9 protein-coding genes and 1 pseudogene are annotated in these 16003 nt (G+C 35.1%); 4 read left to right on the top strand and 6 right to left on the bottom strand.

The annotated features are described in order from the left end of the window. The 6 genes and pseudogenes from BUA98_RS22590 to BUA98_RS14020 form a co-directional block, all read right to left on the bottom strand. Positions 1-1290, bottom strand: a complete 1290-nt coding sequence (locus BUA98_RS22590) for an efflux RND transporter permease subunit (protein WP_072973555.1) — start codon at positions 1288-1290, stop codon at positions 1-3. A 12-nt stretch (positions 1291-1302) separates the two neighbouring features. Then, entirely contained in the window at positions 1303-1503 is a 201-nt protein-coding gene (locus tag BUA98_RS22540) for a GDCCVxC domain-containing (seleno)protein (RefSeq protein WP_244279213.1), read from the bottom strand. Positions 1504-1572: 69 nt separating this feature from the next. Next, positions 1573-1902, bottom strand: a pseudogene (locus BUA98_RS22535) (MerC domain-containing protein); the annotation flags it as partial. A gap of 2 nt (positions 1903-1904) precedes the next feature. Then, positions 1905-2393 (bottom strand): heme-binding domain-containing protein, encoded by a 489-nt coding sequence (locus BUA98_RS14030; protein ID WP_072973551.1) that lies wholly within the window; start codon positions 2391-2393, stop codon positions 1905-1907. Between the two features lies 1 nt (position 2394). Next, entirely contained in the window at positions 2395-2961 is a 567-nt protein-coding gene (locus tag BUA98_RS14025) for a DUF3347 domain-containing protein (RefSeq protein ID WP_072974089.1), read from the bottom strand. Positions 2962-2999: 38 nt separating this feature from the next. Beyond that, complete coding sequence (locus BUA98_RS14020; RefSeq protein ID WP_072973549.1) at positions 3000-3617, bottom strand: heavy metal-binding domain-containing protein; 618 nt, start codon at positions 3615-3617, stop codon at positions 3000-3002. A 1705-nt stretch (positions 3618-5322) separates the two neighbouring features. Here BUA98_RS14020 and BUA98_RS14005 point away from each other — a divergent pair. The 4 genes from BUA98_RS14005 (at position 5323) to BUA98_RS13990 (ending at position 15997) form a co-directional block, all read left to right on the top strand. Continuing rightward, positions 5323-6525 carry a glycoside hydrolase family 88 protein gene (locus BUA98_RS14005; protein ID WP_072973543.1) on the top strand — a complete coding sequence of 401 codons (1203 nt, stop codon included), beginning with the start codon at positions 5323-5325 and terminating at the stop codon, positions 6523-6525. A gap of 143 nt (positions 6526-6668) precedes the next feature. Next, the gene (locus tag BUA98_RS14000) at positions 6669-10016 is read left to right on the top strand and encodes a heparin lyase I family protein (protein WP_072973541.1); all 3348 of its coding nucleotides are present in this window, start codon (positions 6669-6671) and stop codon (positions 10014-10016) included. A gap of 110 nt (positions 10017-10126) precedes the next feature. Next, on the top strand, positions 10127-12103 hold the full coding sequence (gene hepC / locus BUA98_RS13995) for a heparin-sulfate lyase HepC (RefSeq protein WP_072973539.1): 1977 nt from the start codon (positions 10127-10129) through the stop codon (positions 12101-12103). 738 nt (positions 12104-12841) lie between these two features. Continuing rightward, positions 12842-15997: a SusC/RagA family TonB-linked outer membrane protein gene (locus tag BUA98_RS13990; protein ID WP_072973537.1), complete on the top strand. Its 3156-nt coding sequence runs from the start codon at positions 12842-12844 to the stop codon at positions 15995-15997. Positions 15998-16003: the final 6 nt, after the last annotated feature.

Genomic DNA, 16003 nt, shown 5'->3' with positions numbered 1-16003 from the left:
TTAAGTAGCTTGTTGGTTATTATCCATTTCTTCCTGTTTCTCCGAAATTGTCCTATAAGCGTTTTCCACCATCACAATTCCGTCATCTACTAAAACTCCAATTGCCAAAGCTATTCCCGTAAGTGACATTATATTGGAAGATATCCCAAAAGCCTGCAGGAAGATAAAGGCAACAGCCACCGAAATTGGTATTTGTATTAGGATAATAAGGGCGCTTCTCCAATGGAAAAGAAAAAGTAATACGACTATCGAAACAGCTATCATTTCTTCGAATAGTGTTCCTTTGACGGATTCGATTGCTTTTTCAATCAAATCGCTTCGGTCATAAGAGGTTTTGAAAGTGACGCCTTCTGGCAATCCTTTCTCCACTTCTTTCATTTTGGCTTTAACGGCTTTTATGACATTGTCGGCATTTTCACCGTATCGCATCACCACAATACCACCAACTACTTCTCCAGTTCCGTTTTCATCAAAAATACCCAAGCGCAAATCACCTCCCATTTGAATGGATCCAATATCTTTAACCCGTACCGGAATAGAATTGTAATTTTTAATTGCAATCTCTTCTACATCTTGAATGTTCTTGATATAACCCAAACCCCTAACGATGTATGACATATCACTCATTTCAAACTTCCGTCCTCCAACGTCGTTATTATTGGCCTTGACAGCGTTCATCACTTCCATCATACTGACTTTGTAATATTGCATTTTTAAAGGATCTAAAACCAATTGGTATTGTTTTTCAAAACCTCCAAATGAGGCAACTTCCGCAACTCCAGGCACAGTTTGCAGGGCAAACTTCACGTACCAATCCTGCAAAGCTCTTTGTTCTCCTAAGTCCATTCCTTTGGCATCAAGATGATACCAAAAAACATGTCCAACACCTGTTCCGTCAGGCCCTAATGTTGGAACGACATTTTGAGGCAATAATCGTTGGGCATAATTTAGTCGTTCCAACACACGAGTTCTTGCCCAATAGGCATCGACGTTATCTTCAAAAATGATGTACACGAAGCTCATCCCAAACATAGAAGCACCACGAATATTTTTTACTTTTGGAATTCCCTGAAGATTTGAAACCAAAGGATAAGTCACCTGCGATTCTATAACCTGCGGGCTTCTGCCCATCCATTCCGTAAATACAATGACTTGATTTTCGGATAAATCCGGTATGGCATCAATAGGATTTTGCTGTACGCTATAAATTCCCCAACCAAATAAACAGGCTGAAACCAACAGGACAAGAGATCTATTTTTTAATGAAAATGATATTAATTTTTCTACCATAATATTTTAATTTTAACAACATTTGTCTCCGGCTTGTATAGGAGGGCATTTTACAGTTCCATAGCTACAAAAAACACAACAATCTCCTTGTTTGGGTCTTAAAACTGTTTTGCACTTTTCACATTCATAAAAAAATTGACAAGCATCCGTTGGCATCATTTCATCTTTTACATGTCCGCAGTTTGGGCACGTTAAAGTTGATTTTAGCTCCACTGATTTTCCGTTATATATGGTGCAGGTTTCACAATTACCTCCCACTTTATTACAGTAATAATTAATTCCAGTCGCTATTAGTAGTCCAAACATACCAATGTAAATATGGTGAAAATCACTACTGGAATAATATCCATATAAAATGACTGCTCCGCTTGGGATGGCAAACAATAGAGGATAAAGTTTGTGATGCTTTCTGTAAGAAATAATCAAACCTGCAATTGATATTAAAATCATTACCTGAAATATCCACATTGTCCATCCACCAAATAATTCGAAACTCCCTAATCCGAAAGCAGAAGCTACGAATGCAAAAAGGGGAAAACAGCATGGAGAAAATAATGCTGTGAAGAAAAGTCCAAGTGTACCTAATTTATCTATGTTATTATTTAACTTCATTTTTAATTCTGTAAGATTTGTTTGTTGTTAGGGTATTCGTTATTTTCAAGTGTATTTATCCAGTTGATTACTTCCTGTTTTTGATTATTAGAAAGCATTGCGTTTTTATGAATCAAAGTGTATGAAGCCAATGGCATATCATCTCCCTTGATTTCTTTAGTAATAGCTTTCAATTTGCTGTTTTGTTTGCGTTTTGAATAATTTCCAAATTCATTAAAGTTCAATTCCTCTTTGCCTTGATTTATATGGCTATCTATAAAAAATCGAACGGGTTGAATGTTTGAATACCAAGGATAGTGGGTATTATTGCTGTGACAATCATAACAAGAGGTTCGTAATATTGATTCTACATTTTTAGGAACCGGATATGTTTTAGAAAAATCAGCAGTATAATCCTGCTCTAACATAATGTTTCGAGCAGGACGATAGAATTGCATCAGCAAAATAAAAATTACCACAATAATAAATACCTTCTTGAAGATTTGTTTCATTCTAGAATTCTTTTCTAACGGAACCACAAGTGAGCATTTCCGAACCATAATATGGATTTTTGATGTCTTTTACCTCGCTTATCCAAATGGCTCCTTTCCCTTCATCAGCCATTGGACAGAAATCCTGATACAGTTTTTGGTCTGTTCCAAATGTGGCTACCAAATCATTGATGTCTTTGCTCATTAAAACAAAATGTTCCCTTTGGTGCGCAATATTTCCTGCATTATCTCCAATGTGTTCAGCGTGTTCCTTAAGATCATCGGCAATGTCCATATAGGTTTTCATCTGTTCGTCAGACAATTTTTTCATATCAATTTTACCCAAAGTTGTTACTATTGCTTTACCTGCATCTGCAGTAGCATTAGAATCATCTTTGGTCAAAGCATTTTTTAAAGACAAATAATTGGTTACAATTTCTTTAATTGAAAAAGAACCAGGATTAACTTTTACAGTTACTGCTTCAGGTGTATTTGTTGTTGAATTAACTGTTTCTTCTTGTTTGCTTTTTTGATTGCAAGAAACCAATACGAATGACATTACTATGGCTGAAAGAATTATATTTTTCATTTTATTAATTTTAAGTTGTTGAAATATTGAAAATTGTGCTATTTTTTTTTCTCCTCTTTTAGGATCATTGCCATACCGCATTTTGGACATTTTCCCGGTTCATCAGAAGTAGAACCATCCATTGGACAAACATATTTTGTCACAGTTTTGCTCATCGGTTGGCTTCCCTTTTGAGCGTAGGTATCTATTTTCTCAGTAGTTTTAATCATATCCATGCCACATTTAGAACATGGACCAGATTTCTCAGAAACGGAACCATCCATTGGACAAACATATTTAGTCACAGTTTTACTCATCGGTTGGCTTCCTTTTTGAGCATGGGTATCTATTTTCTGCGTAATTTTTACCATTTCCATTGCGCATTTAGAACATTTTCCTGGTTTATCAGAAGTAGAGCCATCCATAGGACAAGTATATTTTGTTACTGTTTTGCTCATTGGTTGGCTTCCTTTTTGAGCGTGGGTATCTATTTTCTCAATAGTTTTAATCATGTCCATTCCACATTCTGGACATTTACCTGCACTTGAATTTGTTTTGTCAGGATGTGTAGGACAAACATAAATTATTTTTTGTTCTTCCTTATTTGTAGCTGTTTGAGCTGATGCTACGGTAATTGCTGTTAAGAAAACGCTTAATACGATAATTAAATTTTTCATTTTTTGATTTTATTAAACAAGAGAATTGAATTCATCAAAATATTACATTTAATGAATTTCCGTTTTGTTTTAAGTTTAAATAATTCAGAATTAAATAAGCAATTGAATATTAAATAAATAGAATTAACTATAAATTTAATAAAATTCAACTAGCAAATATTATAAATGATTTTAAAGCAAGAATTGCTTCGGATTTGACACACTAATGGCTGTCAAAATTTGATTTAGCCTATTTTAGGTATAAGCCAAAGAGAATTGAAACCGGAAGATATTGAGGTTTCAAAATTGTAAAATTTTTGCTTTTCTGAAGAGAAATTAAAACGATTACTACTATTGTTCCATTCAGTAGTCGAAATAGAATTATTGGTAGAAGATACACAACAGCATTTTGAATGATTGCATTTACTACTGCATCCTTTGTGATTCTTAGTTTTGGAATGATCATCCTTTTTACAACAATCGTCATTACACGTTTTGGAAGAAATTTCTTTCTTGTAAGAATGCTTAGCTGAATTGTTTTCACATGCAAAAGCATTACCTGGTACAAACAAGATACCAAATAAGACAATTAAAAAAATGTGAATACTTTTCATTGCATAAAAATTTCATTCAAAATTAATTAAAAACTAATCATTAGTCACAAATTTTTTGTTAAAAATTATTTTGGAAGTGATTTTTTTTTTACTACAAAACTGTATTTTTTTTTAAAAAACAATTAAAAATTATAGCATTCATGTTAACAAGTTAAAACGCAAAAAAATAGGTTAAAAACCTTTAAAAATCGATAATTTTAAATTTGTGGCAGAATCTTGGCGCAGTAGATTTTGAACCTGGCATAAATATTAAGAATTGCAGTATAAAAAGGGGGTCTTGGATTTACAATTCGAATACCTCTTTCTCCGTGGATGGAGTAAAAGGAAACTTTTCAAATTTTGCAAAAAAGCCAAAATTCACGGAAACTCTGCATTTTAAATATTTATAATATATTTGTAAAACAAAAAGAATAATACTACTGTCTATTAATTAGTTAGTATTTTAATTTTTGTGAATGATTTAATATTGAAATAGTAAAATTGACTTTGGGTGCAGAATCGGTGCACAGAGGTTCGAGACATAAATAAAAGTGGCATATACAGCGGTTTCAGGCGTAAAGTTCGAATCCTGCTCTCCCCACAAAAAGGGTAAAAGAAGTAAAAAGATCACTTTTTCAATCTTTTCAAAAACCCATAAAAACGTGGTAAAACCTGCAAATCCTAGGATTCGCAGGTTTTTTGCATTTAAGGCACTTTTCAAACTTTATAAAAATGCCCGAAATTTCTATGGCAGAATCGTGGCACTTTTGACCTATATTAAGTATACTGAAGGTACAGGTAAGATACAATTTAAGAATTACAATTAATGCATTAAAATCAGACGATTCCACGTACACCAATAGTTTACCCTTTACCAATAACTTGTGAGGCGCCTATTATCAAAGATTTGATAGGTGGGTTCGGGATGACACTACCCTATAAATAATACAAAAAAATTAGTTTTAGAAAATACTTGTGCTCTGTAATTTAACTTATTTTGACTTGTGAAATATCACCTTTACACAAATTCAAAACATTTATAACAGAATTTGAAATACCGTTTTCAACCTCACGTTTAACTTCGCTTTATAAAATATTCACCAAAACTGAATACGGATATAAACGATTAAATTATGAAAAAAACCTTCAGCCTATTTCTAGCTATTTCCGCTATTACTTTAAGCTCTTTTGCAAAATCCAATCAAGAAGACCCAACTTATGATTGGTTTAAGAAAACCACAGAAGTAATTCATTTTCAATTAAACAAAGCCGCCCAAACCTATCAGCCGGGAAAAAATCCCCGTTCTGTAAATCCAAATGGAACGGTACGATTAGCGGGTTTGACAGACTGGACAACCGGTTTTTTCCCCGGAAGTCTTTGGTACGGATATGAACTTACAGGCGACAAAAAATTAGCAGAAGACGCTAAAAAATTCACATTAGCTCTTGATTCTATCCGTAATATAAAAAACACACATGATGTTGGTTTTATGTTGTACTGCTCTTATGGAAATGCCTACAGAATTACGGGAGACAAAACCTATTTACCTGCATTGAGCGATGGAGCGGCAAACCTATACGCCCGATTTAATCCTAAAATTGGAGTAATTCGTTCCTGGGATTTTCCATGGTGGAATTATCCTGTGATTATTGATAATATGATGAATCTCGAATATCTGTATTGGGGAGCGAAACAATTCAACAAACCAGAATACACCAATGCTGCCGATACCCATGCCTTAACAACCTTGAAAAATCACTTCAGAAAAGACTTTAGCTCTTACCATGTTGTTGATTATGACCCTGCAACCGGAAAAGTTTTACGTAAAGCCACTCATCAGGGATTAACAGACGAATCAGCGTGGGCACGTGGTCAGGCTTGGGGTTTATATGGATATACGGTATGTTATGAAAACAGCAAAAATCCAAAGTTTTTACAACAGGCCGAAAATATTGCCAAATTCATTATGAACAATCCCAGAACACCAAAAGATAAAATACCAGTATGGGATTATGATGTACACAATGCCTTAGAAACTGATGAACTTGCGCCAAGAGATGCTTCGGCTGCTGCAGTAATAGCATCTGCTTTATTGGAATTAAGCACACAAGTAAAAGACGGTCAAAAGTATATTGATTACGCTGAAGAAATATTAAAATCTTTATCATCAGATGCCTATTTGGCTAAGCCCGATGAAAATAGTTACTTTTTATTAAAACACAGCGTAGGTGCTTTTTTATACAATTCTGAAATTGATACTCCACTTGATTATGCAGACTATTATTATTTGGAAGCCTTAAAGAGATATGCCGAAATCAAAAAAATTCAACTTTAAAAAAAATAATACAATTCAATTAATACTAAACATTAAAACATATTACCTATAGAAAAAAAAACAGAAGCTTGTGTATAGCTGGCAAGTATAATCCAGCTATACAATTGCTGATTTACTAACGCAACCAAAAAACCTCTATAATTATGAAAAAAAGTTTACTTGCTTTGCTCTGTGTATTTGCTTTGTTAGAAGCCAAAGCACAAAATTCCAGTTGGGTATATGACTTTGGCACTGCCACTGCAGCTCCCTACACATCCAATAATTATAGTTCCACTTATTTACCCGCACCTGTCACTGGCGGAGGTAATGCGAGTGTTAGGGCTTCGTCAACCACCGAAGGCCCTGTTGAATTAATTTCTTCCAGTTTTGCCGGCGGTACTGGAGCCGAACTTAAAATGACCGGCGGTACAACCGTATCTGGTGCAAAATTTGGCCTTGCTCCTTTTACCGCCACAACTGTTGCCACTTTTGAATGCAAGATGAATATCAGTTCAGGAACTAATGGCAGGTTTTTATTGTATTTTGGTAACGGCAGCAATTTTACCAGTGCCAGCGGATTAAGTTTACCACAAACATTTGCCGCATTACGACTATCCCCTGCTTCAACTGCTGTTAATCTAGAATGGCTTTCATCGGCAACAAGTCCAAACTATACAACAGCCGGGCTTTTGCAGACTACAATTAATAAAAACCAAGCTTATATGCTGAAGTTTTTTATGAACAACAGTTCCAGTCCAGCCTCATATATAACAGGAAGCGGTACAACCGCAACAACACATAATCTTCTGGCGGGAACCTTTGATATCTGGATTGACAATGTAAAAGTACTTATTAATGCTGATCCCGGAACAGGTTTACTACCACAGGGAACTAATATTAACGGAATGAATTTACTGAATATCGGGCCAGGTTTATCAGCACCTGTACTATATATTGATGATATTAGTTATTCTAATTTTTTGATAGCCTTACCTCCACCACCTCCCGCAACTATTACCAATACGCTTGTTACAGTCGATTATGAGAGTGGGGCAAAAAATTCTGGTATTCCAAATTTAAACACAACCAATGCCACTGCTCCTGATGCCGAATATTTAGTAAGCCCTGGTCGAACCGGGAATTATGCGATAGCACATCGTGTAACGATTGGTGACTCAGGTTATTTTTCAGATAATCACTGGCGTAGTGAAGCTGCCACCGCTCAAATGTTTGATACCGGAAAATACTATACCGGAGATGAACGTCGCTTTGAAGTTAGTCTATTACTGAAAGATTGGGAACCTTACACTGCAGGTATGGCACAAAATGGCGATATTATTTTTCAAGGCAAACAAAGTGGAGGCGAAAACCCTGCCTGGTACCTTAGTGCCAAACGCAACAGTATTACTTTCCGTGTGCCCAATGATAATATTGAACCAACTATTATAGACGATTTTCGTCCCTATATCAATCAGTGGATCGATTTCAGGGTTGATGCAAAAATGACCACTGATAACACTGGTTATTACAAAGTTTATTATAGATTACCGGGCCAAACTGATTACACTCTGGCTTGGCAAATAAGTAATTTTAGAACTTTCAACCAGGATGTTCCCGAGACTAATCCGTCAGGATACCTAAAATGGGGATTGTACCGTCCGGGACAGTCTATTACAACTGACCCGCCCAATGTAGCTACACGCATTATTTATCATGATGATGTAAAGATTTTTGAACTTAATAACAACAGCGCACCAGTACAAATATGGGGTAACACTTTTGTAGGTAATGTTGACTTTACTTCTCCAATTACCACAGGAAACGTTACCAATTCCCACATTATCAGCGATGGAAATGCGACACCTGCTTTTTATTATGGTACTAGTGACGGGCTTAATACCGCCGGTATCATTAGCGGTCGCGTTTTATTAAAGGGATGGACTAACAAAATTCAGACTTCGGATCCCGCTACTTCTTTTAACCCTAATCAATATTTTGAGTTCAAACTGCAGCCTGCGAGTGGCTATAAAATAGATTTTTCTAATTTTAAATTTACAGCCCGAAAAGGAAATACAGCCGATCCGGGTACCTATGTTATGAGATCTAGTGCAGATGGTTTTACGAGTGATATTACAATACCTCAAAACTTTACTGGAACAGCAGCCACACTACTTACTTATGATCTAAGTCCTCTATCTAATATCAAAGCTCCTATTACATTTCGTTTATACTGGTATGGGTCTGACAAAATCTCCGGAACTCCTTTAGTGGGCATCGATGATTTTTCTTTCAATGGTCAGGTTAAGCCCGTATTTTATATACCTGTAAAATCAGATGTCATCAAAAATACTAATATTGGTTTATGTACTTACACAGTCCAGGCCTATGAATTTGATGTAACCGGACTAAACAACTGTGGAACCATAACTTACAGCTATTCACTTACTGGAGCAACTACAACTACCGTTAACAGCTCTTTAGCAAATGTAGTTTTCAATAAAGGTGTTACCACTGTCAACTGTACAGCAACCGATGGATGTAATAGTAGTTCTACTTCTTATACCATAACGGTTACTGACGCAGAAACTCCGGCAGTAAACTCAAGTACTTCTCTTAGCATTTGCTATGACGCAAGCAGTAACTACACGATTCCTTTGGCGACAGCAACAGATAATTGCTCGGTTAATAGTATTACTTATGAAATTACAGGTGCAACCACAAGAAGCGGAACCGGATTGGACGCAAGTGGGAATTTCAATGTGGGGATATCTAATATTAAATGGATCGTTACTGATGACGCAGGAAATAGCAATTTCATTACAACTGCAGTTACAATCAACAACATATTCTCAGCCAACATTCCCGATGTTTATGCCGTAAATCCTGGAGGAAATGCAAATACGATTTATTTAGGGTATGGCCCTTCAGCATTGACGCTAACCGCTACACCTTCAAACGGAATAGCACCTTTTACTTATTTATGGAGCAACGGAGCAACAACAAATACTATTTTAGTAAATCCTTCAATAGCTGGAATTCACGATTACAATGTTGTAATTACTGATGCATTAGGCTGTTCCGCTTCAACTTCAAAACAAATAAAAGTTGTTGCTATTTTTTGTGCGGCTACAAAAGTAACAGTATGCCATAATAATAAAAGTCTTTGTATTTCTACCAATGCCGTTTCAGCACATTTGGCTCACGGTTGTTATCTAGGCGATTGCGAAAATACATTTGCTAAAAGCAATATGATTTCAGAACAAACTGATGATTTTGTAGCTATTGTGGCGCCAAATCCTACCAGAACAGAATTCCAAATAACCATTACAGGAGGAGACAAAACCCAAGCCATTCTTATTAATGTCTTTGATCTTTTAGGAAGAAAAATAAACACAGTGAAATCGAATTACACATCATCTGTAATACTCGGCAGTAATCTGAGTCCGGGAACTTATCTTGCCGAAATACATAATGGAACAAATACACAAACAATTAAGTTGATAAAACAGTAATGTAATTTTTACTGACTTAATAAACACATAAAGACTTAAGAAGCTATTTTTGATATCAAAAATAGCTTCTTGTTTATAAAAACAAGTACTATTATTTTAATTAACATCTAATGATCAATCTAAAAACAACCTCAGTATTTCTTTTTATGCTAATGACAGTTTATCTGACCAAAGCACAAGAAGTAAAAATCAACAAAGAAAGTTTTGAAGCTATCAATCTTAACTATCCCGGTCTAGAAAAAATAAACAACCTTTATATTTCCGGTAATTACAATGATGCTGCAAAAGCTTTATTAGACTATTATCGAAATAGAAAAAACATTAAACATCCAGAATTTAATATTGGTAATGAAACAGAATTTAAAGGAAAAGATATTGGCGAGGTTAATCAGAAAAAAGCAGATAATGCTTTAGAACATAAATTTCAGCCACAAAAGGGTTATGGTTTTTACGATTATGGTAAAGACATTAACTGGGAATATTGGCCTGTAAAAGACAATGAAGTGCGCTGGCAATTGCACCGTGTAACATGGTGGCAACCAATGGGAATGGCTTATCGTAGTACGGGCGACGAAAAATATGCAAAAGAATGGATTTTCCAATTTAACGATTGGGCGACCAAAAATCCGCTAGGAAAATCGAAAGAAAACGACCGTTATGCCTGGCGTCCATTAGAAGTTTCTGATCGTATACAGAGTCTTCCTGGTACTTTTAATTTATTTGTGAATTCTCCCAATTTCACTCCTGCATTTTTGATGCAATTTTTAAACCTGTACAACAAACAGGTAGCTTATGTTACAGAACATTATACCAAAGACGGTAACCATTTATTATTCGAAGCACAACGTGTTTTGGGTGCCGGAGCTATTTTCCCTGAGTTTAAACTGTCCGAAAAGTGGCGTAAAAGTGGTATTGAAATACTTACTAGAGAAATAAAAAAACAAGTTTATCCTGATGGCGTTCAGTTTGAACTTTCACCCGTATATCACGTGGCAAGCATTGATATTTTTTTAAAAGCCTACAATTCTTCAAAACTGGCTGGAGTTGAAAAAGAATTTCCTGACAGCTACATTAAAACTATCGAAAATATGATGGTAGCCATAGTAAAAATATCTTTTCCTGATTACAACAACCCTATGTTTGGTGATTCCTGGGTTCAGGAAAAGTCGGCGAGATTAAAGCAGTTTCAAAGCTGGTCAACTGTTTTCCCTAACAATCAGGTTATAAAATATTTTGCTACAGACGGTAAACAAGGCACAATTGATTTCTTATCAACAGCATTGCCAGACGCAGGATTCTACACTTTTCGCAACGGATGGGATGATAAATCGACTGTAATGATTTTAAAAGCCAGCCCTCCGGGTGAATTTCATGCACAACCTGATAACGGGACATTTGAACTTTGGGTAAAAGGACGCAACTTTACACCAGATACAGGCTGTTATATCTACAGTGGTGATGCCGAAGTTACCAAAATGAGAAACTGGTTCCGCCAAACCAGAGTCCATAACACCCTGACATTGGATAATCAGAATATGGTTATTACACAAGCGGAGCAAAACAATTGGAAAACCAGTAAAAATCTTGATATAGTAACCTACACAAATCCCAGTTATAAAGATTTAAACCATCAACGCAGCGTTCTGTTTATAGATGAAAAATACTTTTTAATCATCGAAAAAGCAATTGGTAAAGCAACTGGAAATCTTGGTGTTCATTTTCAATTGAAAGAAGATAGTAAACCGGTTTTCGATAAAATAAACAACAAAGTTTACACGAGTTATACAGACGGCAATAATCTTTTGATTCAATCTTTAAATTCGGATAAGATAATATTGAAGGAAGAAGAAGGAAAGATATCGTATGCCTACGCAAAAGAATTAGCCAGACCTGCCTTTTCTTTCGAAAAAACTAAAAACGATACTAAAACACAACAATTTATTACTGTATTATATCCTTATGATGTAAATACAGTTCCTGACATTAGTATTCAAACTAATGCTGATAATGATTATGAAAAAGGAAATATTAGTGTAAACATTGTCATTAATGGCAAAAAAAGCGAAATAAAAACAAGCTTGAAATAACAATTTCAATTGATGGTTAAGAGTCCTTAAAAAGATGTCTACGAGTAATTTTAGATGTCTTTTTTAGGACTTTTCTATTTCAGAATAATCAAAAATTCTCTTCAAAAGGTAAAGCTTGCATCAAAACATGAAATCATATTTTTTATTAACCTGTTATTTTTCAGAGCATTCCGACAATTAACATTCACTTAAATTTGATTTAACTTTTTTACAGCTGTTAGCCTTCAAAATTGATCATTTTTCCTCACTATTTTCTCTAAAACGGAAGTTCAAAAACACAGCTCAGATACTGATTTTATTGAACAATACACAATATTTAAAGTACGATTAATCAAAATCAATAGTATTTTGGACGTATTCAAAACTGCTGTGTATAGTCGATTTCTATATTTGTTTTTATTAAATCAAAAAAACATGACCAATCCAAAGAAAATGAACCAACCCCAGGAAAATTTATTATTATTTGTCAAGAGAAAAATTCCCTTGCGAATTCCTGAAGTTAATTAATTGTTATAATTTTCGTCGCTGAAACTCTCAATCGATTTCGTGAAATCATAATAAAAACAAAGTCGACGCAAACTATTACAAAAAGTAATTCGGGATTTCGGTAAAGCTCACTCAAAATCATCTTTTGATTTAAAGAAAAAAGCAGCTAATTATTTAGCAACACCAGAAATCAACTTAAATAATATCAATAAGGAATTAAGGTTAAAACTTGTTCCGGTTTAAAACAAAATTATGAAAAGGACTATATTTTTATTTTTGTTGCTTACAACTTGTAAAGTCATGTATGGGCAAGATATAATTACCGTAAAAGGTGTTGTTACCGATGCGCAAAGTATGCCAATGCCCGGAGCAACAGTTTCTGAGAAAGGAACTAAAAATGCGACCACCACTTCTATGGATGGTGATTATCAAATTAAAGTTAAACCTAATGCAACATTAGTTTTTACTTATATTGGAACAAAATCAAAAGAAGAACAAGTAAAAAACAGAACACTTATAAACACTAAATTACTTGACGATACTAATAATCTTGACGAGGTAGTTGTAGTAGGTTACGGAACTAAAACGAGAAAAAATTTAACCGGCGCTGTTTCATCAGTCAAAGGTGAAGAATTAGCCAAAGTTCCGGTACAAAACGTTGCACAGGCTTTGCAAGGCCGTATTGCGGGTATGCAGGTTACCATGGCTGACGGAACACCGGGAGCTCAGCCTTCCCTTCGAATCAGAGGTGGAACTTCTATTACACAAAGCAACGAGCCTTTGTATGTTGTTGACGGAGTTGCCCAAACTGGCGGGTTAGCTTTTTTAGACCCAATGGATATTGAAACTATGGATGTATTAAAAGATGCCGCTTCTACTTCTATTTATGGTGCCCAAGGTGCCAATGGAGTTGTTTTGGTAACTACCAAGTCCGCTAAAGGAGGAAAACTAAAAATAAGCTACGATACTTACGGAGGAATAAAAATGATTGCTAAAGAGCTTCCGGTAATGAATCCGTACCAATATGTTCAGTTAATGTATGAAGGAGCGGCTGATGATTCTGCAAGACTAGAGAAATTTGAGAATAATTATGGAACATTTGATGAATTAGAAGGACTTTATAAAAATAGACCAGGTGTAAACTGGCAAGATGAAGTTTTTGGAAATGCAGTGGTAAATCAATACCATAAACTGAGTATTAGTGGTGGTGAAAATGATACCAGGTATAATGCCTTTTATTCTGTTAGTGATGACGAAGGAATTATGTTAGGAACCGGATCTGTAAAAAACATTGCAAAACTTGCAGTTACAAACAGTATTAGCAAAAAATTTACTGTAAATGCGATTGTCAATTATTCCAATCAAAAGATAACAGGATTGTCTACGCAGGAAGGGGGAAATGCCAGATTAAATATGTTGCAAAATTTATTGCAATACCGTCCTACAATTGGAAAAAACGGATCTGATGAAGATCTTAAATATTTAATTATTGACCCGTTGGATAATCAGTCATCACCAACATTTCAAAGCCCGCTTATTACTATCGAAAGTCAAAAGAGAGAAGCTGTTATGAGAGCCATAAATATGAGTTTACAGCTTCAATACAACATTACGCCAAGTTTAGTATACCGCGGATTAGTTAGTTATACTGACAATAGTGAGAAAACCAAGTATTTCAATGATTCAAACGGTATTCAGGCGATCAGAAGCGGTGGTGCCAATGGTGGTGTTACGCACAATATTTCGACTCGTTTAAATTACAACAACGTTTTAACGTACAGCAATACTTTCAACAACGATCACAAATTGGATGTTACAGCCGGTCAGGAATATATTTATAATTATGCAGAAGGACTTACAGCTACTGCTTCTGCTTTTCCGGGGGTTAATTTAGATTGGGATAAATTACAATTGGGAACAATTGCCGGAATTCCCACCTCGTTTGCTGAAGACGATAAATTACTATCCTTTTTTGCCAAAACAAATTATGCGTACAAAAACAAATACCTGTTCTCAGCTAGTATAAGAGCAGATGGTTCTTCAAAATTTGGAACCGAAAATCAATGGGGATATTTTCCATCAGCATCTGCAGCCTGGCGTATCATCGAAGAAGATTTTATGCAAAAACTACCTGTGTTTTCCGACTTGAAACTTCGCGCAAGTTACGGTGAAGCGGGAAATAACCGAATTGCAAATTACGCTGCTTTGGGTATTTTTAACTCTGGTTCATATCCGTTAAACAATCAGGTAAATATTACAGCTTTTCAAAATAATCTGCCAAACCCATTCCTGAAATGGGAAGCTACAAAATCGACCAACATAGGTTTAGATTTAGGGTTCTTTAAACAAAGAATATCACTTACAACAGAATTATACGAAAATCGCTCTAAAGATTTACTATACAACACACGTATTCCCTCGAGTTCTGGCTTCAAAAAACAATTTCAAAATATTGGAGCTACTTCTAACAAGGGTATCGAGTTTACTTTAAATACAGTTAATATAAAAAATGATAATTTCACCTGGAACACAACCTTAAATTTAGCCTTTAATAAAACGAAAGTACTAGGTCTAAGTGAGGGTGAAACATCTTTAATAACCAATAGCTACACTGATAAAAATGACTATATCCTGGAAGTTGGGAAACCAGTTGGAGTAATGTATGGTTATGTTAGTGATGGTTTGTATCAGGTTAGTGATTTTGATTATAATCCGACACTTAAAACTTATACTTTAAAATCAGGCGTAGTTAGCGACAATGTAGTGGTACAGCCAGGATTTATTAAATTTAAAGATATCAACGGACCTAACGGAACGCCAGACGGCGTAATCAATGACATGGACAGAACTGCAATCGGTGATGGAAATCCTAAATATACTGGTGGTTTTAATAACACTTTTAGCTACAAAGGACTTGATTTAAGTGTGTTCCTTGATTTTACAGTGGGCAACGATATTTACAATGCAAACGTGCTTAACAACTCAAGGCTTAATTTTGAAAACCTAAATTCATTGGCGATATATGCCGACAGATGGACTACCCTGAACGCAGCGGGACAACGTGTTACTGACCCTGCAGAATTGGCAGCATTAAACGTAGGCAAAACAAATCCAGCCTACAATGGTAATGCAACCGGACGTTTGTATAATGATATTATTGAAGACGGATCGTTTTTAAGAATTAACAACGTAAGTCTGGGATATACATTACCTAAAGAGTGGCTGAAAAAATCTAAAATTTCAAATTTGAGAATCTATTTTACAGCCTATAATTTATATGTATTTACAAAATATTCAGGTTACGATCCTGAAGTAAGTGTAATTAATAGCGCCATTACCAGAGGAGTTGACTTTAGTGCTTATCCAAGAAGCAAATCCTTTGTTACAGGTTTAAATATTTCACTATAATTTAAA

This window comes from Flavobacterium saccharophilum (assembly GCF_900142735.1).
Taxonomy (GTDB): Bacteria; Bacteroidota; Bacteroidia; order Flavobacteriales; family Flavobacteriaceae; genus Flavobacterium; species Flavobacterium saccharophilum.
Note: the sequence above shows the minus strand (reverse complement) of the source record. Positions and strands in the feature narration are given on the sequence as shown.